16 protein-coding genes and 2 tRNA genes are annotated in these 21,850 nt (G+C 73.5%); 7 read left to right on the top strand and 11 right to left on the bottom strand.

Going from position 1 to position 21,850, the window contains the following annotated elements; all coding sequences use genetic code 11:
* Positions 1 to 165: 165 nt before the first annotated feature.
* Complete coding sequence (locus ACIRST_RS31585; RefSeq protein ID WP_350521922.1) at positions 166 to 753, bottom strand: VTT domain-containing protein; 588 nt, start codon at positions 751 to 753, stop codon at positions 166 to 168.
* Positions 754 to 1,389: 636 nt separating this feature from the next.
* Here ACIRST_RS31585 and ACIRST_RS31580 point away from each other — a divergent pair.
* Positions 1,390 to 2,481, top strand: a complete 1,092-nt coding sequence (locus ACIRST_RS31580) for an LLM class flavin-dependent oxidoreductase (RefSeq protein ID WP_402806369.1) — start codon at positions 1,390 to 1,392, stop codon at positions 2,479 to 2,481.
* A 101-nt stretch (positions 2,482 to 2,582) separates the two neighbouring features.
* On the opposite strand, the gene ACIRST_RS31575 is transcribed toward ACIRST_RS31580, so the two are convergent.
* Entirely contained in the window at positions 2,583 to 4,460 is a 1,878-nt protein-coding gene (locus ACIRST_RS31575) for a putative bifunctional diguanylate cyclase/phosphodiesterase (protein WP_402806400.1), read from the bottom strand.
* A gap of 724 nt (positions 4,461 to 5,184) precedes the next feature.
* Positions 5,185 to 5,610 carry an OsmC family protein gene (locus ACIRST_RS31570; protein ID WP_350521882.1) on the bottom strand — a complete coding sequence of 142 codons (426 nt, stop codon included), beginning with the start codon at positions 5,608 to 5,610 and terminating at the stop codon, positions 5,185 to 5,187.
* A 283-nt stretch (positions 5,611 to 5,893) separates the two neighbouring features.
* On the opposite strand from ACIRST_RS31570, the gene ACIRST_RS31565 reads away from it, so the two are divergent.
* Together ACIRST_RS31565 and lepB are read left to right on the top strand one after the other, a co-directional pair.
* A complete protein-coding gene (locus ACIRST_RS31565) occupies positions 5,894 to 6,229 on the top strand; it encodes a chorismate mutase (RefSeq protein WP_030060240.1) in 336 nt (111 codons plus the stop codon).
* A gap of 198 nt (positions 6,230 to 6,427) precedes the next feature.
* Entirely contained in the window at positions 6,428 to 7,249 is an 822-nt protein-coding gene (gene lepB / locus ACIRST_RS31560) for a signal peptidase I (RefSeq protein WP_402806366.1), read from the top strand.
* A 250-nt stretch (positions 7,250 to 7,499) separates the two neighbouring features.
* On the opposite strand, the gene ACIRST_RS31555 is transcribed toward lepB, so the two are convergent.
* The 3 genes from ACIRST_RS31555 to ACIRST_RS31545 form a co-directional block, all read right to left on the bottom strand.
* Complete coding sequence (locus tag ACIRST_RS31555; RefSeq protein ID WP_402806363.1) at positions 7,500 to 8,549, bottom strand: EamA family transporter; 1,050 nt, start codon at positions 8,547 to 8,549, stop codon at positions 7,500 to 7,502.
* Between the two features lie 203 nt (positions 8,550 to 8,752).
* Positions 8,753 to 11,176, bottom strand: coding sequence for a transglycosylase domain-containing protein (locus tag ACIRST_RS31550; RefSeq protein WP_402806360.1), 2,424 nt, complete (start codon positions 11,174 to 11,176; stop codon positions 8,753 to 8,755).
* Between the two features lie 224 nt (positions 11,177 to 11,400).
* Positions 11,401 to 11,474: transfer RNA gene (locus ACIRST_RS31545), tRNA-Lys, on the bottom strand.
* A 123-nt stretch (positions 11,475 to 11,597) separates the two neighbouring features.
* Between ACIRST_RS31545 and ACIRST_RS31540 the strand changes: the two genes are divergently transcribed.
* Entirely contained in the window at positions 11,598 to 12,428 is an 831-nt protein-coding gene (locus ACIRST_RS31540; protein ID WP_402806357.1) for a DUF998 domain-containing protein, read from the top strand.
* Complete coding sequence (locus ACIRST_RS31535; protein WP_402806354.1) at positions 12,425 to 13,405, top strand: alpha/beta fold hydrolase; 981 nt, start codon at positions 12,425 to 12,427, stop codon at positions 13,403 to 13,405. Before ACIRST_RS31540 ends, ACIRST_RS31535 begins: the two co-directional genes overlap by 4 nt.
* 111 nt (positions 13,406 to 13,516) lie before the next feature.
* Here the strand turns inward: ACIRST_RS31535 and ACIRST_RS31530 are convergent, their stop codons facing one another.
* The 5 genes from ACIRST_RS31530 to ACIRST_RS31510 form a co-directional block, all read right to left on the bottom strand.
* Positions 13,517 to 13,762, bottom strand: coding sequence for a hypothetical protein (locus tag ACIRST_RS31530; RefSeq protein WP_402806351.1), 246 nt, complete (start codon positions 13,760 to 13,762; stop codon positions 13,517 to 13,519).
* A gap of 72 nt (positions 13,763 to 13,834) precedes the next feature.
* Positions 13,835 to 13,908 (bottom strand) — tRNA-Lys (locus ACIRST_RS31525).
* Between the two features lie 60 nt (positions 13,909 to 13,968).
* Positions 13,969 to 16,053 carry a dipeptide ABC transporter ATP-binding protein gene (locus ACIRST_RS31520; RefSeq protein WP_402806349.1) on the bottom strand — a complete coding sequence of 695 codons (2,085 nt, stop codon included), beginning with the start codon at positions 16,051 to 16,053 and terminating at the stop codon, positions 13,969 to 13,971.
* Positions 16,050 to 17,090: an ABC transporter permease gene (locus ACIRST_RS31515; protein WP_402806346.1), complete on the bottom strand. Its 1,041-nt coding sequence runs from the start codon at positions 17,088 to 17,090 to the stop codon at positions 16,050 to 16,052. Before ACIRST_RS31515 ends, ACIRST_RS31520 begins: the two co-directional genes overlap by 4 nt.
* A gap of 16 nt (positions 17,091 to 17,106) precedes the next feature.
* Positions 17,107 to 18,087, bottom strand: a complete 981-nt coding sequence (locus ACIRST_RS31510; RefSeq protein WP_402806343.1) for an ABC transporter permease — start codon at positions 18,085 to 18,087, stop codon at positions 17,107 to 17,109.
* Positions 18,088 to 18,421: 334 nt separating this feature from the next.
* On the opposite strand from ACIRST_RS31510, the gene ACIRST_RS31505 reads away from it, so the two are divergent.
* Both ACIRST_RS31505 and ACIRST_RS31500 read left to right on the top strand, forming a co-directional pair.
* Positions 18,422 to 20,125, top strand: a complete 1,704-nt coding sequence (locus ACIRST_RS31505) for an ABC transporter family substrate-binding protein (protein WP_402806340.1) — start codon at positions 18,422 to 18,424, stop codon at positions 20,123 to 20,125.
* Between the two features lie 468 nt (positions 20,126 to 20,593).
* Complete coding sequence (locus tag ACIRST_RS31500; protein ID WP_350521893.1) at positions 20,594 to 21,808, top strand: low temperature requirement protein A; 1,215 nt, start codon at positions 20,594 to 20,596, stop codon at positions 21,806 to 21,808.
* The last annotated feature ends 42 nt before the right edge of the window (positions 21,809 to 21,850 follow it).

Below are 21,850 nucleotides of genomic sequence, written 5' to 3'. Positions count from 1 at the left end.
TAGTTCCAACGCGGACAGCGCCCCGCGGAGGTCGCAGGTCGGAGGTCGCCCCGCTGAGGTCGGCGGCCGAGGGCAGCGGCCGGGGGTGGGGGTCGAGGGTGGGGGTCGGTGGCAGGGGCCGAGGCCGGCAGGGGCGGCGAGGGCCGGCCGCCCCGGGTGGGCCGATCAGAGCGCGGCGAGCCGCCGGTTGCGGCGCACGATCCGCGCGATCGCGGTGCTGATGGCGGTGGCCGCCGCGCAGGAGACCACGAGGCTCAGCCAGGCGGTGTTGAACCAGTGGCTGTTCAGCCAGCCCAGCGTGACGATGTAGGCGGCCCAGATCAGTGCGGCCAGCGCCGACCAGTGCAGGAAGCGGTGCGGATGGGCGGGGGAGTGGCCGATCGCCACGTCGAGGACGGTCCGGCCGGCCGGGACGAACCGTGCGATCACCACCATGGCGGCGGCCGCGCCGTGCGGGCGTTCGACCAGGGCTTCCTGGACCCGGGCCACGCTGGCCGCCAGTTTGGGGCGCCGGGCGAGCCGGCGGTGCAGCATCGGGGCGCCGCGCCGTGCCAGGTGGAGCAACAGCAGATCACCCAGGAAGGAGGCCACCGCCACGCCCAGGCCGAGCATCAGCGGAGCCCCGTTGATCTGTGCCGTCTTGAGCACGGCCAGGATGACCAGCGTCCCGCTGGGGATGAAGGGGAGGAGGGCGTCGCCGAGCACGGCGAACAGAGCCAGGGCGCAGATCCACGAGGATCCGATCGCCGCCACGAAGTTCAAGGCCCTTACTCCCTCCACGCCGCCCGAGCGAGCAGGTGGCTGTAGGGGTCAACGCTAGCGCCTCGACTTTTCATGGCATGAAGCACCCCGGTATGCCGCAGATCACGACCGCCGGTTCCGGCCGCTCCGCCGGGTGCCGGGCCGTGCGCACCGGGCGGGGCGGAGGACGAGCCTCCGTCGGGGAAGGCTGCCGTCGTCGCCGCCAGGAACCGAACGAGCCCCCGGGGCGGGGTGCCGCGCCGAGGGCTCGCAGTGATCGTCCGGAACTGGTCCAGCCCGACGATCTTGCTGGTGGAGCGCGGATCCCGCTCAGCGATCCGCTCCTGATCACCAGCCTGCCGGATGTCGGCCGCCGTCGCGAGCCCTGGCCCTGGCGACTTCCGGCGCTGGCGTGAAGTCGCCAACCGTGTCCGTGCGCTGGCTCTCCGTCAGTTGCACGAGTGGTCGGCGGCCCCCGGAGGAATGGCCGAAACGTGTTCGGACCGGGGGCGAACGGTGCCCCGACCACGGGAACAGCGAGCCGCCCGCCGTGGTTGACCCCGGTCGGCAACAGCGACCGCCGGGCCGTCCGGGACCGGCACGTCGCCACACGGAGGACGGCTCACGACAGCCAGGAGGGCGGACGGCATGACCAGCGAGGACCAGCAGGAGCACGGGACCGGGCCGGTGGCCGGCGCAGCGATCCGGGGCACCGCCCGCGGCACGGCGCCCGCTCCGCTCTCGATCCTCGACCTGGCGACCGTCGGCGCCGGCCACACGCCCGCCGAGGCGCTGGCGGCCACCACGACGCTGGCCCGCAAGGCCGAGCAGTGGGGCTACCACCGGTTCTGGGTCGCGGAGCACCACGGCATGCCCGGCGTGGCCAGCTCGACCCCGGCCGTCCTGCTCGCCCACCTCGGGGCGAACACCACGATGCTCCGGCTCGGTTCGGGCGGCGTGATGCTCCCCAACCACGCCCCGCTGGCCATCGCCGAGCAGTTCGGCCTGCTGGAGGCCCTGCACCCCGGCCGGATCGACCTCGGGCTCGGCCGCGCCCCCGGCACCGACCCGGCGACCGCCCGCGCGCTGCGCCGCGGCCAGGCCGAGGGCGCGGACGACTTCCCCCAGCAACTCGCCGAGCTGACCCACTTCCTCGACGGCGACTTCCCCACCGGGCACCCGTACGCCCAGCTCACCGCCGTTCCCCGGGGCGAGGGCCGCCCGCCGGTCTGGCTGCTCGGGTCCTCCGGGTTCAGCGCCCGACTCGCGGGCCGCCTCGGCCTCCCGTTCGCCTTCGCCCACCACTTCAGCAGCGCCAACACCCTCCCGGCCCTGGACCTCTACCGGTCGTCCTTCCGCCCCTCCGCCGTGCTCACCGAGCCGTACGCCCTGATCGGCGTGAGCGCGGTCGCCGCCGACGACGAGCCCTCGGCCCGCCGGCTGGCCCGCTCCGCCGCGCTCGGCATGCTCCGGCTGCGGCGGGGCAACCCCGGCCCGATCCCCACCCCGGAGGAGGCCGAGCAGTACCCGTACAGCCCGGCCGAGGCGGACTTCATCGACAGTTGGCTCGACAACGTCGTGCTCGGCGACCCGGGCCGGGTCGCCGACGGGCTGGAGGCCCTGCGCAAGCGGACCGGGGTGGACGAGCTGATGGTCACCTCGCACATCCACGGCCACGAGGCCCGCCTCCGCTCCTACGGCCTGATCGCCGAGGCGTACGGCCTGACGGCAGACGCCTGACGGCAGGAGCCGCCTGACAGCAGGGGCCCGACCGCCGCTGTGCACGCCTGACCGCCCCGGGCGGCGGCTGCCCGACGCCCCGCCTCCGCGTCCCGCTGCCGCTACCGCCCGTCCAGGGCGGGGCGGCCGTCGCGGAGTATGGCCGCGACCAGCGCGGCCTCGCCCGGTCGGGCGAAGTACCAGCCCTGGGCGGTGTCGCAGCCGGTCAGCCGCAGCCGCTCGGCCTGGGCCGCGCTCTCGATGCCCTCGGCGGTGACGGTCAGGCCGAGGGTGTGGGCCAGCTGCACCATCGCGCCGACGATCTGCTCGTCGGCGTCGCTGCGGCGGGTGCCGAGCTCGGGGAGGCCGGGGCGGTCGGCGGGGGCCGGGTCGCGGAAGCCCTCGATGAAGGTGCCGTCCAGCTTCAGCACGTGGACGGGGAGCCTGGAGAGGTAGGCCAGGTTGGAGTAGCCCGTGCCGAAGTCGTCGATGGCGATCCGCACGCCCATGTCCGCGAGGGCCTGGAGGGCCTGCAGCGGACGTCCGCCGGGGCCGAGCAGGGCGCTCTCGGTGATCTCCAGCTGGAGCAGCCGGGCGGGCAGGCCGGTGCGTTCGAGGGCGCGGGCGACGTCGGCGACGACGTCGGAGTCCCAGATCTGGCGGGCGGCCAGGTTGACGCTCACGAAGGTCTCGGTGTCCGGGAACTCGGTGAGCCACTGGCGGGCCTGGCGGCAGGACTCCTCCAGCACCCACTTCCCGAGCGGCACGATCGCGCCGGACTCCTCGGCGAGCGGGATGAACCGGTCCGGGGAGAGCGTCCCGTAGCGGGGGTGGCGCCAGCGGACCAGGGCCTCGGCTCCGTGCACGGCGCCGTCGGCCAGGCCGACCAGCGGCTGGTACTCGATGGTGAACTCGCCGCGTTCCAGGGCCGGCCGCAGCGCGGTGGCGAGCAGCTGGCGGGTGAGCTGGTGGGCGCCGCGGTCCGGGTCGTAAAGGGTCCAGCGGGCGCGGCCGTCGGCCTTGGACCAGTAGAGGGTGGCGTCGGCGTCCTTGACCAGGTCGGTCGGGGTGGTCTCGTGCACGGACCGTTCGACCACGCCCACGCTGGCGGTGATCACCAGCCGGTGCCCGGCGACGTCGAAGGGACGTTCCAGCACCTCCAGGATCCGGCCGGCCAGCTCGGTCAGCTGCTCGCTGCCCAGGCTGTCGGTGACCAGGACGGCGAACTCGTCGCCGCCCATCCGGGCCACCAGGTGGGTGTCGTACCCGTCGAACCCGCGCCGCAGCCGGGTGGCGACGGCGATCAGCAGCTGGTCGCCGATGTGGTGGCCGAGGGCCTCGTTGATCGCCGCGAAGCCGTCGAGGTCCAGGTAGCAGACGCCGACCCGGCGGCCTTCGTCGTCGGTCGGGCCCGGAGCGGGCTCCTCGGCGGCCGTGACGCAGGCGGCGTCGAGCCGTTCGAAGAAGTAGGCCCGGTTGGGCAGCCGGGTCAGCGGGTCGTGCAGGGCCTGGTACTCCAGGCGGTCGCCGAGCCGGCGCTGTTCGGAGATGTCCTCCACCAGCGCGAGGGTGTAGAGCGGCTCCCCGGCGCCGTCCCGGATCAGCGAGACGGTGACCTTGCTCCAGACGTCGTGGCCCTCGCGGTGCTTGAGCTGCTTCTCCACGCGGAACCGTTCCCGCTCCCCGTGGACGAGCTCGGAGAACAGCCTGGCCGGCATGCCCTCCGGGTCGATGATCTCGTGCAGGTGGGTGCGGACCAGGTCGCCGACACCCTGTCCGATCAGGGTGGCGAAGGCGGGGTTGACCTCGATGATCCGGTCCTCGGGGTCGATCAGGGCCATCCCGATGACCGCGTCGCAGAAGGCTGCCCGGAACCGGGACTCGCTGGCCCGCAGTGCGGCCAGCAGCCGGTCGCCGCCGTTCGCCCGGTCGGCCCCGTCGGCCCCGGCGCGGTGGGTGCCGTCGGTGAGCGGGGCCGAGCAGGTGGGGCAGAGCAGCACCTCGGGTTCCTCCAGCGTCCCGCAGGCACCGGGCGGGGCGAGCGCTCCGGTGGACGGCCTGGCGCCGGATCCTGCGGCCGACCCTCCCACCGGCCCTCCCGCAGGCCCCACTGCGGGCCCGGTCGCGGCTCCGCCGACGGGTCCGACCCCTGCGACGGGTCCGACTGCGGCGCCGGGGACCGGCGCGGCGGCCGGATCGAGGAACGGCGCGGCGAGGCGGCGGTGGTGTGGTGATTCCTCGTGCCGCACGCCCGGGTGGTGTGCGTCGGCCCCCTCGTTCTGGCCCGGCACGGCATGCTCCCGTCCGCTGCTGACGCTTGACGATGGTCAGGCCGGTCAGTCGGGATTCCGGCGGCCGGCTCCGCACTCTGTCGCGGTCCTCGGAGTCGGTCCGCTGCGGCGCGCCCGCCGTGGGGCGCTGTCGCACGGGGACCCGCGTGAAGAACAGGGCGCTTCGGCCGATCATAGGCCGCGACGGCAACGCGCGGTGACCGCCGCGAGGGTGATTCGCCCGCTTTGTGATCATGGGTGGCGGTACGTGCAGACGCCCCTGGTGCACATCACATGATGTGCACCAGGGGCGCGTGCGCCGAAGTCGCGCCCCCGGGCGCCGGTTGCGCGCCGGGGTGGCACCTGGGGCGGACGAGCGGACGAAGTGGCGGAGGAAGCCGCCGGTCCGTCAGCCGCCGGTCCGTCAGTCGTCGGTCCGTCAGTCGTCGGTCCGTCAGGCCAGCTTCGCCGTCAGGGTGATGGTGGTGCCGGTCAGGGCCTGGCTGACCGGGCAGTTGGCCTTGGCGTCCTCGGCGGCCTTGACGAAGCCGGCCTCGTCCAGGCCCGGCACGTCGCCGGTGACGGTCAGGTGGATACCGGTGATGCCCTCACCCGGCTGGAAGGTGACGTCGGCCTGGGTGTCCAGCGTGCGGGGCGGGTTCCCGGCGTTGGCCAGGCCGTGCGAGAGGGCCATCGAGAAGCACGCCGAGTGGGCGGCCGCGATGAGCTCCTCCGGGCTGGTCATGCCGTTGGGCTGCTCGGCGCGGGCCGGCCAGGACACCGGGTACGTGCCGATCCCGGACGAGACGAAGGTCGTCTGGCCCTTTCCTTGGAGGAGGTTGCCCTCCCAGGCCGTACGAGCGGTGCGAGTGGTTGCCACGATCGGTACCTCCACTACAGGGGACTGCTCAGCGGTCACTTCCGGTCATGCACGCACCAGCCTACGGGCAGCCCGGTGCCCGGCCCGGCGTGTCACGCCGCGTCGGCAGGGCCGGGCGGCGCCGGTCGCCCGGGGGCGTTCCGGGAGTCCGGACGGCTGTCCGGATCGTGGACGGATCCGCTCAGCGGTGCCTGGCGTGAGCGGGGGCCCTGTTAGATTTGCCCGGGCCCGAGCCCGGCCGCCGTACGGTCGGGCGCCCACCCAGACACCGGGAGCCGCCCCGATGACGGACCACTCCACGACCCCCGACGCCGGCCTGTCCGAGGGGATCGACGACGCCGTACGGGCTGAGCTGACCAGCCTGCGCGAGAGCATCGACAACATCGACGCCGCGGTGGTCCACATGCTGGCCGAGCGCTTCAAGGCGACCCAGCGGGTCGGCCGGCTCAAGGCCGAGCACAAGCTGCCGCCGGCCGATCCGGCACGCGAGCGCGACCAGATCAAGCGGCTCCGCGAGCTGGCCGCCGGCGCGAAGCTGGACCCGGTCTTCGCTGAGAAGTTCCTGAACTTCATCATCGCCGAGGTCATCCGGCACCACGAGGCCATCGCGCGCGCCTGAAGGGGGAACTGCGGCTCCTGAGGGGGAGAACCGCAGGAAGGAGGGGCCCCGGGGGCGCCGCCGGCATCCGTCCGCCGCCCGCGCAGGGCGGGACGGAGGCACCCCGCGATGTCGGTGACGGCTAAATGCCCGATTTCGCCAGGCTCCGCGGTTGGCGTACCGTGCAGGTTCCCCGGCCGGAGAGGTGGAGCAGCGACGATGGCGGTGAACCTGCCCGATACGCCCAGCGGAGCCCCCGGCGATTCCGCCGCCCAGGACGCCCCGCACACCCACGGGGTGTCCGGCGGCCGTGCCGAGGCGCGCCGCAGGGCCCGTGGCTCGCGCGGGCGCCGGGGCACCCGTCCGGGTGGCGGTGAGGGGACGGGCCGCTCGGGCCGTCGTCCCCGCCCGTGGTGGATCGAGCTGCCGGCGATGATCGTGGTCGGCCTGGCGGTCGCGCTGCTGATCAAGACCTGCCTGTTCCAGGTGTTCTCCATCCCGTCCGGCTCGATGGAGAACACCCTGCGGATCGGCGACCGGGTCGGCGTGAACAAGCTGGCGCCGCTGACCGGCTGGGAGCCGCAGCCGGGGCAGCCGGTGGTGTTCAAGGACCCGGGGGGCTGGCTGCCGCCCCAGCCCACCGACCCGAACCCGCTCACCGACGGCGTGAGCTCGGCGCTCAGCTTCGTCGGGCTGGTGCCGCCGAAGGACGACAACTACCTGGTCAAGCGGGTCATCGCGACCGGCGGCCAGACCGTCCAGTGCGAGGGGACCACCCTGAGCGTCGACGGACGGAAGGTGGACGAGCCGTACCTGCACCCGGGCGACGACTCCTGCGCGGGCCTGGACTTCGGTCCGGTGAAGGTGCCGTCGGGCTACGTCTGGGTCGAGGGCGACCACCGCAGCGACTCGGCCGACTCCCGCTACCACCAGCGCGGCCCCGGCGGCGGCGCCGTGCCGGTGAGCAACGTGGTCGGGCCGGTGTCGGCCGTCGTCTGGCCGATCAACCACTTCGACTGGTTCGGCTGGACCGGCCGCTGAGCCCACGCTCGGCGGCGGCACTGTCGGCCCACGTCCGGCGGTGACCCTGTCGGCCCGCGTTCGGCGGGGAGCCCGCTGAGCCCGCGCTCGGCGGTGACCCTGTCGGCCCACGTCCGGCGGTGAGCCCGCTGACCCCACGCTCGGCGGAGGGCCGGTCGGCCCCGCGTTCGGCGACGGCCCCGTCGGTCTCATGCTCGGCGGCGACCCGCCGGCCCCGCTGGCGGCGGGAGCCGGTGGCCGCCGCCGGTTCCTACGAAGCCGTCGCGGATCCCGTCCGAGCGGTCGTGGCCGCTCGGTCCTCCGGATCCGGGTCGGTGGCCGCCCCGGCCACGGCGGCAGTCGCGTCCGGTGCCACCGCCGCCTTCTCCTCCGCCCCGGGCGTGCTGACCTGCGCCGCGAAGGCCCCGGCCAGCACCAGCAGGCCGCCCGCGATCTGCGGCAGCCCCAGGTGTTCGCCGAGCAGCACCCAGGCCAGCACGGTGGCGACCACGGCCTCCAGGTTGGCCACCACCCCGGCGACCGGTGGCGAGAGGTACCCGACGGAGATCACGCCGGTCAGGTAGGCGAGCACGGTCGCGATCAGGACCATCCACACGGCCGGGACGAACGCGGGCAGGGTGTGCCCGTTCATCACCACGTCGCCGCCGAGCGGGCTCCAGTCGGCCTGCCAGGGCCGGGCGACGGCGGTGAGCAGGACGGCGCCGATGAGGAGCCCGTACGCGCTGACGGCCAGCGGGTCGACCGGGCGCTCGCCCCGGCGGCCGGCGTCGGCGAGCACGAAGTAGCCGACCTGGCAGCAGGCGGCGCCGAGCGCGAACAGCACGCCGAGGGCGTCGAAGCTCAGGCCGTTCCAGACCTCGACCACGCAGGCCAGTCCGGCCACCGCGATGCCGGCGCCGATGGCCGAGCCCCGGCTGATCGGCCTGCGCTGGACGAACTTGACGTAGCCGATGAGCAGCGGCGGCCCGAGGTACTCGATGAGCAGGGCGACGCCGACCGGGATGCGGGAGATCGCCGCGAAGTAGCAGGCCTGGACGCCCGCCACGGCGAGCAGGCCGAAGCCGAGCAGCAGGCCGGGACGGCGCAGGACGGCGTCCCGGTGCCGGTAGGCGATCGGGAGGAGCGCCACGGCGGCGCCGGTGACCCGTAGCCACACCACGTGCAGTGGGGAGAGGCCGGCCTCGATCAGCGGCTTGGCCGCAGTGCCGGAGCCGCCGAAGGCGAAGGCGGAGACCAGCGCGAGACCGAGGCCGAGGGTTCGGCCCGAGGGGAGGGTGGGGGAGGCCGTTGATCTGTGCACCGCCGCATTGTGACAGTCATACCGATAGTTCGGTAAGGCGCCATTTCGGCATTTGGTCCTGCACTCAACTGTGCGCACTGGCGCAATCACCGAGCCGACCGATCGGGCCCGGTCGGCCGAGCCCGATCAGTCGATCACTCGCTTCCCCCGAGGTCAGCCCCCCCAGCAGGTCAGCCCCGAAGCCGGCCCCGGACCGGCTGAGGTCAGCCCCCGGACCGCGACGAGGCCGCCGTGCCCGCCCCGACGAGCGCGTCCGTCCCGCCCGTGGGCTGGGTGGTCGGCTGAGAGGTCGGGTCCGTGGTCGGCTGCGTGGTCGGCGTCGGCCGCGTGGTGGGTCGTCCGGTCGGCCGGGTGGTGGGCTGACCGGTCGGCTGGTCGGTCGGGGGATCCGTCGGTGCCGTGGTGGCCCCGCCGGTTCCGTCCGACGGCGCCTTCGAGCCGGAGCCCGAGGGGGTGGGGCCGCTGGTCGGGCCGCCGGTGGGGGCGACCGTCGACGGGGTGCCGCTCGGCGTGCTCGGCGCGGTCGGCAGGTCGTCGGCGCCCGAGTAGTCGTCGGCCGGGGTCGGGAAGTCGCTGACCGGCTGGCCCTTGAGCGCGGCCTTCATGTAGGCCGTCCAGATCTGCGCCGGGTACTGGCCGCCCGCCGCGCCGTCGATCCCGCCGACGCCGCTCAGGCTGACCTGGGCGCCGGTGCCCGGGTCCTGGCCGAACAGGGCGACCGAGGTGACCAGCTCGGGGGTGTAGCCGACGAACCAGACCGACTTCTGGTCGTCGGTGGTGCCGGTCTTGCCCGCCACCGGGCGACCCAGCCCCTTTGCTCGCCAGCCGGTGCCGCCCGGGTCGCTCACCACGCCCTGGAGCATCGAGGTGACCTGGTTGGCGGTGTCCGCGCTGATCGCCTGCGTGGTCTTGTGCGCGGGCAGCGGCACGGCCTCGCCCTCGCGGTCCACGGACTGCACCAGCCACGGGGTGATCTGCTTGCCGCCGTTGTCCAGGGTGGCGTACGCGCCGGCCATGTCGAGCACGCTCGGGGTGGCCGCGCCCAGCGGGATGGAGGGCACCGGGTCGAGGCCCGGGGTGTTGCCGGGCAGGCCCAGGGCGATGCCGGTGTCCTTGACCTTCTGCAGCCCGGTGTCCTGCGCGAGCTGCGCGAACGCCGAGTTGACCGACCAGTCGGTGGCCTGCTGCAGGGTGATCTGGCCGTAGCTCTTGTCGCCCTCGTTCGGCGGCGCGTACGGGGTGCCCTTGCCGCCGCGGACCTTCCGGCCGCTGGTGCCGTCGTAGACCGTGCGCGGGGTGACGGTGCGGCCGTCCTGGGTCTTGGCGTCGTTCTCGAAGGCGGCGGCCAGCGCGATCGCCTTGAAGGTCGAACCGGCCTGGTAGTCGCGCCGGGTCGCGTTGTCCACGTAGTGCTTCACGTAGTCGACACCGCCGTACAGGGCGACGACCGCGCCGGTCTTCGGGTCCACCGAGACGGCGCCGGCCTGGGCGGAGGCGTCCTTCTTCCGCTTGTCCGGGTTCAGGGTGTCGCGCAGCTGCGCCTGGACCGAGTCCTGGAGGGCCTGCTGGCGGCCCGGGTCGATGCTCAGCTTGATCGTGTAGCCGCCCTTGGCCAGCTCGGTCTCGCTGATGACGTTGGTCGAGGTCAGGTACTGGGTGGCCGCGTCGACCAGGTAGCCGGCCTGGCCGGACAGGCCCGGGTTGGGCTGCGGGTCCCGGACGTCCGGGAAGGTGGTGGCGGCCCGCTCCTCGGCGGGGAGCCAGCCCTCCTTGACCATGCCGTCGAGCACGTAGTTCCAGCGGTTGACGGCGTTCTGCTTGCCCGCGGCCGTCGCGGTGGCCACGTCGTAGGCGCTCGGTGCGTTCAGCAGGGTGGCCAGGTAGGCGCCCTGCGCCGGGTTGAGCGCGGAGGCGTCGACGCCGAAGTAGGCCTGGGCCGCGGCCTGGATGCCGTAGGCGCCGCGGCCGTAGTAGGAGGTGTTCAGGTAGCCGGAGAGGACGTCGTCCTTGCTCTCGGTGGCGTCCACCTTGATGGCGATGAAGAGTTCCTTCACCTTGCGGGTGATCGACTGCTTCTGGTTCAGGTACGTGTTCTTCACGTACTGCTGGGTGATGGTGGACCCGCCCTGGGTGCCCTCGCCCTTGGCGGTGTTGACCGCGGCCCGGACCAGGCCCTGGATGTTGACCGCGCCCTCGTTGTAGAAGTTGCGGTCCTCGGCGGCCAGCGCGGCGTGCTGGGCGGCGGGGGAGACCTTGTCCAGGGCGACGTTCTGCCGGTTGGTCTGGCCGGTGCGGGTGATCACCGAGCCGTCCGAGTAGAGCCAGGTGTTGCTCTGCGCGGTCGCGGCGGCGTGCGCGTCCGGGACCTTCACCAGCGTGATCCCCAGCACGAACAGGCCGATGCCGAGCAGCAGCGCCGAGGCGAAGCCGAGCAGGGTCATCCGCCAGGTGGGTATCAGCCGGCGCCAGCCGGTGCGCTTCGGCCGACGCGGCTTGCCGCCGCCGGACCCACCGGACCCACCGGGTCCGCCGGAGAAGCCAGCCGCGCCGGTGGAGCGCACGAAGCGCTTGACCGGCCGGAGACTGATCGGCGGCGTGCGACGGCCGCTCTGGGCGTTTCGGGACAAAGCGCGGCCTTTCCTGCGGGCGGACCGAAGCAGCCTGCACGGGCGGGGGACATCGGCGGTCGGGGACCTTTGTCCCGATTCCGGTTTTACTGCCCTGACGAGCAGGACGGGCCTGATGGCTCCGTCGGGGCACCAATCGAGACCGACATCACACGCAAATCGGACTTCGAGGGCCAAAAAATCGGGGAGCCCCTCGCTGTTGCGAGAGGCTCCCCAACTGTCTGTGCGCCGCCAGGGACTCGAACCCCGGACCCGCTGATTAAGAGTCAGCTGCTCTAACCAACTGAGCTAGCGGCGCCTGCTGACCTGGAGAACAATACACGGTCCGGAGGGGTGCCTCGAACCGCTTTCGGTGGCAGCCGTCCGAACCGTCCTTTTCCTCCGGGTTGGGCCGGAGTTCGCCGCTGGTTAGGGTGGAACCGTGCCCAGCCCCCAGCCAGGACACCGTGCCGGGCGGACGACGGTCGCCGTCCTGCTGCTGCTCAGCGCCGTGGCGTACACCGCCTGGGTGCTGGAGGTCGTGCTGAGCACCGGTCTCGACCCGGTGCAGGCGTACATCAGCGAACTCGCCGCCGAGGACCAGCCGCTGGGCGGCCTGTTCCGGGCCACCGACCTGGTCGCCGGGCTCTGCCTGCTCGCCGCCGCCGGTACCGCCCTCGCGAGCGGACTCGCGAGCGGGACGGCCGAGGAGAAGGCCCCCGGGGAGACCACCGGACGGACGGCCGGGCGGGCCACCGGGCGGACCGGGGGCTCCCGGCGCCGTCGCTGGGCGCTCGTCGGCTGGTCCGCCCTGGCCGTCTTCGGCGCCGCGACCGCCGCCGACTCCCGGCTGCCGCTCAGCTGCACCCCGACCAGCGACGAGATGTGCGCCGCCCGCGAGACCGCCGGGCTCGTCCCCGCGACCCATACCGCGCACGCCGTCACCAGCAGCCTCGCGGTGCTCGGCGCGCTCACCGCACTGGTCGCGCTCACCGTCGCCGCCCGTCGTCACGGCTGGTGGCCGCCGGTGGGCCGGATCGGGCCCTGGCTGCTGGGCGCCGAACTGCTCGCCACCGGCTGGAGCCTCGCCGCGATCGCCGCCTTCCAGGCCGGGCGCGGCACCTGGGCGCTCGGGGCCGGCCAGCGGCTGCAGGTGCTGCTGGTCGCGCTCTGGCTGGCCGTCCTGGCCGTGGGCGTCGCCCGGTCCGCCCGGCGGGACCGGCCGGAGCGGCACGACCCGGCCCGGCCGCTCCCGGCACGGAGGCCGGCATGACCGGACCCGGCGACCCCCGACAGCCCGGCGACTCCCGAACCCCCGGCGGCCCCGGCCGTCCGAGCGATCCCGGCGGCCAGAGCGGCCCCGGCGGCCCCGGCCGTCCGAGTGGCCCCGGCACCCGGGCGCGCTTCCTGCGCATCGACGGCGTGCCGCTGCACGTCCGCACCGAGGGCAGCGGCCCGGTCTGCCTGCTCAGCGGCGGCCTCGGCAGTAGCTGGTTCGACTGGGACCTCGTCGTCCCGTTCCTCACCCCCTACCGCACCGTGGTCCGCTACGACCGCCCCGGTTACGGGCTGAGTGCCGGCGAGCCCGCCACCGGTCGGCCCGCTCCGACGGCGGCCGGCGAGGCCGGGCGGATCCTGACGGTGCTGGACGGCCTCGGGCTGCGGGAGCCCTGCACCGTCGTCGGTCACTCGCTCGCCGGCTTCCACGTCGAGGCCTTCGCCCGGCTGCACCCCGAGCGGACCGCCGGGCTGGTCCTGGTCGACGGCAGCGTCGAACCGGCGGCCCGGCCGTACCCGGCGCCCGCCGCCCGAGACCTGGCGGCCCGGGCGGTGGCCGGCGCCGCCACCGCCCTCGCCGTGCCCTACCTGCTGGGCCCGACCGTCCGCCGGACGGTGGCCCGGCTGTCCACCGTCCGGCGCGAGGACCTCGCCCCGGAACCGCTGGTCCGGCACTGCTACCGCACCGGCCGGGCGCTGCGCGCGCTGCTGCGGGAGAACGCGCGCTACCTGGACACGGCGGCCGAGCTGGACGGGCTGCGCCGCACCCGGCCGCTGCCGGAGGACCTGCCGATCACCGTGCTGGCCGCCGACGACGGCTGCCGGAACCGCCGGACCGAGGCCTGGCTGGCCGAGCAGCGGGAACTCGCGGCACTGCTCGGCGCCGACTTCCGCACCACGGCCCCGGCCGGGCACCTGGTGATGTTCGACCGCCCGGACGCGGTGGCCTCGGCCGTGCTCGACACCCGCTGACGTGCGGACCGGCCCTCCGACGGGAAGCCGCCGGAGGGCCGGCCGGGGCACCGGCAAGAGGAATCGACCGGGGCCGAGCGGGCCGCCGGAGGACCGGGCCCCGCCCCGGGCTCAGTCGCTGGAGCCGACCCGCCGGACCGCCTGCGGGATGGGCAGGTCCCGGGCCGGTTTCCGTACGGCGCGTCTGATCGGGGCGCCTGGCCGCCCGGGGTAGAGGCGGTGTTCCAGGCCGCTGACGCCGATCAGGGCGACCGCGTGGTGGAACTCGCTGACCGGGGCCCGGAAGCGCCCGTGGTTCGGATGGGCGCACAGCAGTATCAGTTCCTCGGGGAGAGGACGGGAATCGGAAGGCGTCACGGGAACAGCCGTACCCCACCGGGAAACGAATCAGGCCGCCCACCGAAGTGAGCGGCCTGAGACCTTGCCATGTGCGCCGCCAGGGACTCGAACCCCGGACCCGCTGATTAAGAGTCAGCTGCTCTAACCAACTGAGCTAGCGGCGCTTGCTGACGTCGAAGACATTACACGGCGCGGGCCCGATCCACCGAATCGTGCGCGGGTGGTCACTTGCCGTGACCGTCTGCGGGCGGCCCCTCCGGGTGGTGGCAGGCCGCCTGGTGGTCCGTGCCCGGCGGGCCGCCGGTCAGGGCGGGCCGTTCCTGCTCGCAGCGGGTCCGGTCGGCCGGGGTGGTGAGCGCGGTGTAGCGCGGGCAGCGGGTGCGGAAGGGGCAGCCGGTGCGGCGCTCGGTGGGGGAGGGCGGGTCGCCGGCGAGCAGGATGCGGTCGCGGGCGCGTTCCGCGGCGGGGTCGGGGAGCGGGACGGCGGAGAGCAGGGCGCGGGTGTACGGGTGGCGGGGGCGGTCGAAGACGGCGGAGACCTCGCCCTGTTCGACCGTCCGGCCGAGGTACATCACGCTGACCCGGTCGGCGAGGTGCCTGATCACCGAGAGGTCGTGCGAGACGAACAGGTAGGAGAGCCCGAGTTCGGCCTTGAGCGCCTGCAGCAGGTTGAGCACCCCGGCCTGGATGGAGACGTCCAGCGCGGAGACCGGTTCGTCCAGCACCAGCAGCCTGGGGCGGACGGCGAGTGCCCGGGCGATCGAGACGCGCTGGCGCTGGCCGCCGGAGAACTGGTGCGGGTAGCGGACGGCGTGGTCGGGGTCGAGGCCGACCTGGCGGAGCAGTTCGGGCACCCGGCGGGCGATCTCCGCGCGGGGGGAGCGCTGGGCGAGCAGGGGTTCCGCGATGATGTCGCCGATCGGCATCCGGGGGTCGAGGCTCGCCATCGGGTCCTGGAAGACGATCTGCAGTTCGCCCCGGAGCCGGTGGGCCTCGGCCCGGGTGAGCTTCGCGGTGTCGTGGCCGAGCAGTTCGATCCGGCCGGTCTCCGGGGCGCCGAGCCGCAGCAGTTCGAACAGCGTGGTGGACTTGCCGGAGCCGGACTCCCCGACCAGGCCGAGGGTCTCGCCCTCGCGCAGGTCGAGGTCGACGCCGTCCACCGCGTAGACCTCGCCGACCTTGCGCTTGAACACCGTGCCCTTGAGGAGCGGAAACGTTTTTCCGAGGCCGCTCACCGCCAGCACCGGTGCCAGGTCGGCGCGGTCCCCGGGAGCGGAGGCGGCCGGCAGCTCCGGTACGGGGTAGACCTCGGCCGGCGCGGGCCGCCGCTCGGCGAGTTCCGCCGACCGCACGCACGCCGACAGGTGGTCGTCCGGGCCCTCCAGGACCGGCTCCGACACCGAGCAGCGCTCCTCCGCCAGCGGACAGCGCGCCGCGAACGGGCAGCCCGGCGGCAGCTCGGCCATCGGCGCGGGAGCGCCGGGGATCGGCACCAGCGGACCGCCGCGCCCGTCCAGCCGGGGCAGCGCGCCGATCAGCCCGAGCGAGTACGGGTGGTGCGGGGCCGCGAACAGCTCGTCCACGTCGGCCGTCTCGACCACCCGCCCCGCGTACATCACCGCGACCCGGTCGGCCGTTCCGGCGATCACCCCGAGGTCGTGGCTGACCAGGACGAGCGCGGCGCCGGTCTCCCGGCGGGCGGTGCGCAGCACGTCCAGCACCTGGGCCTGGATGGTGACGTCGAGCGCGGTGGTGGGTTCGTCGGCGAGCAGGATGTCGGGCTCGTTGGCGACGGCCATGGCGATCATCGCGCGCTGGCGCATGCCGCCGGAGAACTCGTGCGGGAAGCTGTCCAGGGCCCGGTCGGGCGCCGGGATGCCGACCAGGTCGAGGAGTTCGGCGGCCCGGCGCCGTGCCGTGGCCTTGTCCACCCGCTGGTGGACGCGGACCGCCTCGGCGATCTGGTCGCCGATCCGGTAGACCGGGGTGAAGGCGGAGAGCGGGTCCTGGAAGACCATCGCGACCCGGCGGCCCCGGATCGCCGCCAGCTCCTTGCCGGGCAGTCCGACCAGCTCCCGTCCGTCCAGTCGCACCGATCCGCTGACCCGTGCCGTCCCGGGCAGCAGGCCGAGTACGGACAGTGCGGTGACGGACTTGCCGGAGCCGGACTCGCCGACGATGCCGAGGGTCTCGCCGCGCCGCAGCGTGAGGTCCACCCCGCGGACGGCGGGGACCGGGCCGTGCGGCCCGGCGAAGTCCACCCGCAGGTCCCGGACGGCGAGCAGCGGGGTTTCGACGGTGGTGGTCACGGGCGCTTCCTACGGCTGTCGGAACGGCTGCTGCCGAGCGGACCGCCGGCGGAACGGCGGGGGCGGTCGGGCCGCGGTGGGCGGCCGCGGCGGCGGGAACGGCGGGGCGCGGTCCCGGAGGTGGGGTCGAGGGCGTCGCGCAGCCCGTCCCCGATCAGGTTGACGGCGAGCACGAACAGCACCAGCAGCCCGGCGGCGAAGTAGAACAGCCAGGGGAACACCGGCGCCTCGCTGGTCCCGGCGGCGAGCAGGGTGCCGAGGGAGACGTCCGGAGCCTTGACGCCGAAGCCGAAGTAGGAGAGGGCGGTCTCGCTCATCACGGCGCCGCCGACCGCGATGGTGGCGTCGATGATGAGGAAGGAGGCGACGTTCGGCAGGATGTGCCGGCTGATGATCCGCAGCGGCCGTACGCCCATGAACCGTGCGGCGCGGACGAATTCGCGCTCGCGCAGGGAGATGGTCATCGAGCGGACCACCCGGGCGGTGATCATCCAGTTGAACAGCGCGAGCAGCAGGACGAAGGCGATCCAGCCGGCGCTCTTCAGCCGCGACGAGACGATGGTGATGATCAGGAAGGCGGGGAAGACCAGCAGCAGGTCGACCAGGAACATCAGTGCCCGGTCCGCCCAGCCGCCGAAGTAGCCGGCGCAGGCGCCGACCACGGAGGCCAGCACGGTGGACAGGAGCGCCACCAGCAGGCCGATGACGAGCGACTTCTGCAGCCCGCGGAGGGTCTGCGCGAACACGTCCTGGCCGACCCCGTTGGTGCCGAACCAGTGCTCGGCGGACGGGGGTTGGTGCAGCGCGGAGAAGTCGGGGGTGGCGTAGTCCCAGGGCGTGAGGAACGGCCCGCCGAAGGCGAGGGCGAACAGCAGCAGGACGACGGCGGCTCCGACGAGCGCCCCGCGCGCGGCGAGCAGCCGGGCCAGGACGAGCCGGCCGCGGCCGGCGGCCCGGGGGGTGCCGGCCGACAGCGGGAGTCCGGCCGGCCCGGCGGGCCCGGTGGGTTCGGCCGGCTGGGCGGAGAGGGTGGTCATCTCGGGTCTCCTCCGGTCAGGACCGCACGCGCGGGTCGAGGGCGGCGTGCAGGGTGTCGGCGAGGAAACCGGAGACGAGGACGACGACCGCGGTGAACAGGTTGATCGCCACCACCGAGTTGACGTCCTGTTCGTTGATCGACTGGATCAGCCACTCGCCCATGCCGTGCCAGCCGAAGATCGTCTCGGTGAAGATCGCGCCGGTGAAGATGCCCAGGAAGCTGTACGCGAACATGGTCGACATCGGGATCACGGCGGTGCGCAGCCCGTGCTTCAGCAGCGCCCGTCCGCGGGTGAGGCCCTTGGCCTCGGCGGTGCGCAGGTAGTCGGAGCCGAGCACGTCGAGCATGGTGCCGCGCTGGTAGCGGCTGTAGGTGGCGAGGCCGCCGAGGGCCAGCGAGATGGTGGGCAGCAGCAGGTGCAGCGCCCAGTCGGACAGGTGGGCGCCGAGGCCGCCGGTGAGCCCGGGGGTCTCGTAGCCGGTGAACGGGATCACCTCGTGGCCGGCGGCGTCCTTGGCGGCGATGGCGCCGTTCTTGAGGAACAGCGCGACCAGGAAGACCGGCGTGGAGAGCAGGACGAAGGACAGGACGGTCAGCAGCCGGTCGGAGATCCGGTACTGGCGGACGGCGCTCCACGCCCCGGCGGCGATGCCGAGGAGGATGCCGAGCAGGCTGCCGATCAGCAGCAGCCGCAGGGACACCCAGACCCGGCGGCCGAAGTCGTCGGTGACCGGGGTGTCGTGGATGGTCCGGCCGAGGTCGCCGTGCAGCAGCCCGCCGGCCCAGTGGCCGAAGCGGTCGAGCACCGGGGTGTGGTCGTTCAGGTTGAGGGCGGTGAGCTGGCGTTCGACCGATGCGGCGGACGGGCGGGGGACCTTGGCGTCGAAGTAGGCGCGCGGCTGCAGGGCCGTCGCGGAGATCGCGTACGCCAGGAAGACGGCGGCGATCAGCAGCACCGCGTAGTAGCTCAGCCGCTTCGCCAGGTAGCGGAGCATCAACGGCCGCCCGGGGTGGGGGCGGGGCCGACGCGTCTGGTGGGCATCGGGTCTCGGCCTTCGGTCGGGGCCCGGTCGGGCCGTCAGGTGGCGTATTCGGAGCGGCAGTTGGGAAAGCGCAGGTCAGAGTGAAGCATTCGGGGACGGCGGCGGTGTTGCGACGGTGTTGCCCCCCGTGACGTTTGGATCAGGCGTGCGTTCCTCCCCCTGGTGGCGGATCTGATCCGCTGTTACGTTCCTCTGGCTCGATGCCGGATTGAGTGCCCACGCTCAAGCCCAGTCATGCCTCTCGCGCCCGATTCACGTTCCGACCCACGCCACCAGGGGGACCCCCATGGACGCTTCCACCACGGCCCGCCGTCTCGGCCGGGCGGCCGCCGCGGCCGTCGCCGTCGCGCTCGCGGTCACCGCGTGCACCTCGGGCGGGGGCGGCTCGTCCGGCGACGTGGCCAGGAGCGAGCCGCCGAGGCAGGACTCCCAGGACATCAACGCCAAGCCGCTGGACCAGATCAAGGACGGCGGCGAGGTGCGCTTCGCGCTGGACCAGTGGATCAGCCAGTGGAACCCGCTGCAGGTGGACGGCGGCTCGTACACCGACACGGTGGACCTGATCCGGGCCCTGGAGCCGACGCTCTTCGGCACCGACGCCTCCGGGGCCTTCCAGGCGAACCCGAACTACCTGGTGGAGGCCAAGGTCACCTCGACCTCGCCGCAGGTGATCACCTACAAGCTCAACCCCAAGGCCAAGTGGTCGGACGGCAAGCCGCTGAGCTACCTGGACTTCAAGGCCGACTGGCAGGCGAGCAACGGCAAGGACCCGGCGTACAACGGCTACGACCCGTCCGGCTACGAGCTGATCTCCGCTGTCGAGCAGGGCGCCGACCCGTCCGAGGTGAAGGTCACCTTCTCGGAGCCGTACGCGGACTGGCAGAACCTGTTCCGTCCGCTGGTGCCGGCGGCCGGCATCGCCACCCCGGACGACTTCAACAAGGGCTGGGTGGAGAAGATCCCGATCACCGCGGGCCCGCTGAAGATCGGCGTGGCGGACAAGACCGCGCAGACCATCAGCCTCGTCCCGGACCCGGCCTGGTGGGGCACCCGGGCCAAGCTCGACAAGATCACCTTCCGGGTGATGGACAAGTCGGCGAGCATCCAGGCGTACCTCAACAACGAGATCGACTTCGCCTCGGCCGGCACGGCCACCGCGTACGGCCAGCTCAAGGGCGCCAAGGACACCGTGATCCGGGCCGCCAGCCCGTGGGACGAGGTGCACATCTCCTTCGGCGGCACCGGCGCGCTGGCGGACCAGAGGGTCCGCCAGGCGCTCGGCAGGGCCATCGACCGCTCGGCGCTGATCAAGATCGCCAACAACGGGGTGCCGGTGGAGTTCAAGCCGCTCGGCAACCACATCATCATGCCCAACCAGACCGGCTACCAGGACAACTCCGGCGACTGGGCGAAGTTCGACCAGGCCGCGGCCAAGAAGCTGCTGGACGAGGCCGGTTGGAAGGAGTCCGGCGGCGGCCCGCGCACCAAGGACGGGCAGTCGCTGGAGCTGCACTGGGTGCTCAGCGACGGCTCCACCCAGGCCCAGCTCGACCTCGCCACCGCGGCGGCGGCGATGTGGCAGACGGTCGGGGTCAAGGTCGACCTGGACAAGGTGGCCGCCAACGACTACTTCGCCAAGTACGTCACCCCGGGCAAGTTCGACATCGCGAGCTGGCGCAACACCGACTCCTTCCCCGACTCCAAGAGCCTGGCCAACTTCCGGCTGCCGGTGGGCGACAACACCTTCAGCAACCCCTCCCGGCTGGGCACCCCGGAGATCGACGGCCTGCTGAAGAAGGCGGCCGGGACGGTCGACCCGGTGGAGGCCGCGAAGCTCTACAACCAGGCGGACGCGAAGATCTGGGAGCTCGGCCACACCGTCGAGCTCTACCAGCGGCCCACGGTCGTGGCGGCGCGCAAGGGCCTCGCCAACTACGGCGCGTTCGGTCTCGCGGCGGAGGACTACAGCAAGGTCGGCTGGGAGAAGTAGCCGCCGCGGACACGGCGACGCGGGCCGCACGGCAGGCGCTGGCGAGCAGCGCGGTGATCACGAGGCCGGTGGTGCGGACACGGGAAGGTCGGCTCTGCCGCCCCCGCTGTCCCGCCACCCGCCTTGACCTTCCGCGTTGCCCGCAGACCGCCCGTCTCATGGGCCCCGCAGGGCCCGCGCTCTTCCGACCGGGGATGAATCTAGCGGCGCCCCGGCCCCTCGCGGTGCATCACGCGGGGCGCGTCCGGAAACCCGCCGAGCTGTCACCCACTTCGCGCACCGGTGCGTCAACTACGGCTGACGGCAAGGGAAGAACGCGGTGAGCGGGGTCTTCGCCGGTGGGGTGCGGCGGGTCCCGGCAGGGGCGCACCACCCGGCGCACGCGCCGTGCCGGTGCGTGCGCCGGGCCCGGGGCGCTGTCAGGATGCGCGGGGACGATCCGCCCCTCCCGACCCCGGAGCAGCCCCGATGGCCAGTGATCCCGCCGCCCCGGCACCCCGCGCGCACCACGTCGACCCGCCGCCGGTGCGCCGGATGGTCCCGCGCGACCGCCACGAGCCGCACCGGGTCGCCACCCCGCTGGAGCTCTTCTTCGACCTCTGCTTCGTGGTCGCGGTCGGCCAGGCCGGGCGCGAACTGGCCCACTACCTCGCGGCCGGGCACTACGGCGACGGCCTGCGCGGTTACACGCTCGCCTTCTTCGCGATCTGGTGGGCCTGGATGAACTTCACCTGGTTCGCCTCGGCGTACGACTGCGACGACGTGCCGTACCGGATCACCACACTGGTCCAGATCGCCGGGGTGCTGATCCTCGCCGCGGGGGTGCCGCGGCTGTTCGCCACCCAGGACCTGACCCTGGCGATCACCGGGTACGTGGTGATGCGCCTCGCGATGGTCACGCAGTGGCTGCGCGCGGCGGCCGGCGAGCAGGGGGAGGCCCGCCGGGTCGCGCTGCGGTACGCGGTGGGGATCACGATCTGCCAGATCGGCTGGGTGGTGGTGGTGTTCCTGCCGCAGGACGTCCGCCCGTACGTCATCCCGATCGGCGTGCTGTGCGAGCTGGCGGTCCCGGTGATCGCGGAGCTGCGGATGCAGACCTCCTGGCACCCGCACCACATCTCCGAGCGGTACGGGCTGTTCACCCTCATCGTGCTCGGCGAGACGGTCGCGGCGGCGACCGTCGCGGTCCAGTCGGCGGTGGACGAGCACGAGGAGCTGGGCCGGCTGGTGCCGGTGGCGGCCGGCGGCCTGCTGATCTGCTTCGCCGCCTGGTGGATCTACTTCGCCCGGCCCGTCCACGAGCACCTGCGCTCCAACCGGCAGGCCTTCGCCTGGGGTTACGGGCACTACGTGGTGTTCGCCTCGGCGGCGGCGATCGGTGCCGGGCTGGAGGTGGCGGTGGAGTCGGCGGTGCACAAGGCGGAGATCTCCGACACCGCCGCGACCGCGACGGTCACCGTGCCCACCGCGGTCTACCTGGTCACGGTCTGGTTCCTGCACTCCCGGCACACCAAGCGCGGCGCGGTCGCCCAGGCGGTGGCGCCGGTCGGGGCCGCGCTGGTCCTGGCCTGCACCGCGTTCGGCGGCCCGGGAGTGCTCGCGGCGGGCCTGGTCTGCGCGCTGATGGTGGCGGCGGGCGTGCTGATCCACGGCCGGGAGAGCAGGATCGCCGGCGTGTCCTGACCCCGCCGCGGCGGAATCCCGGCCCGGACCCGGGGGCGTCCC

Source organism: Kitasatospora sp. NPDC101447 (assembly GCF_044767225.1).
Classification (GTDB): Bacteria; Actinomycetota; Actinomycetes; order Streptomycetales; family Streptomycetaceae; genus Kitasatospora.
This window is presented reverse-complemented; position numbering and strand designations above follow the sequence as displayed.

Bases quoted from the DNA above. Each gene is read 5' to 3' on its own strand.
- ACIRST_RS31580 (WP_402806369.1), top strand. From the start codon at position 1,390: ATGACCAGCGAGGACCAGCAGGAGCACGGGACCGGGCCGGTGGCCGGC.
- ACIRST_RS31565 (WP_030060240.1), top strand. From the start codon at position 5,894: ATGACGGACCACTCCACGACCCCCGACGCCGGCCTGTCCGAGGGGATC.
- lepB (WP_402806366.1), top strand. From the start codon at position 6,428: ATGGCGGTGAACCTGCCCGATACGCCCAGCGGAGCCCCCGGCGATTCC.
- ACIRST_RS31535 (WP_402806354.1), top strand. From the start codon at position 12,425: ATGACCGGACCCGGCGACCCCCGACAGCCCGGCGACTCCCGAACCCCC.
- ACIRST_RS31515 (WP_402806346.1), bottom strand. From the start codon at position 17,090: ATGACCACCCTCTCCGCCCAGCCGGCCGAACCCACCGGGCCCGCCGGG.
- ACIRST_RS31510 (WP_402806343.1), bottom strand. From the start codon at position 18,087: ATGCTCCGCTACCTGGCGAAGCGGCTGAGCTACTACGCGGTGCTGCTG.
- ACIRST_RS31505 (WP_402806340.1), top strand. From the start codon at position 18,422: ATGGACGCTTCCACCACGGCCCGCCGTCTCGGCCGGGCGGCCGCCGCG.
- ACIRST_RS31500 (WP_350521893.1), top strand. From the start codon at position 20,594: ATGGCCAGTGATCCCGCCGCCCCGGCACCCCGCGCGCACCACGTCGAC.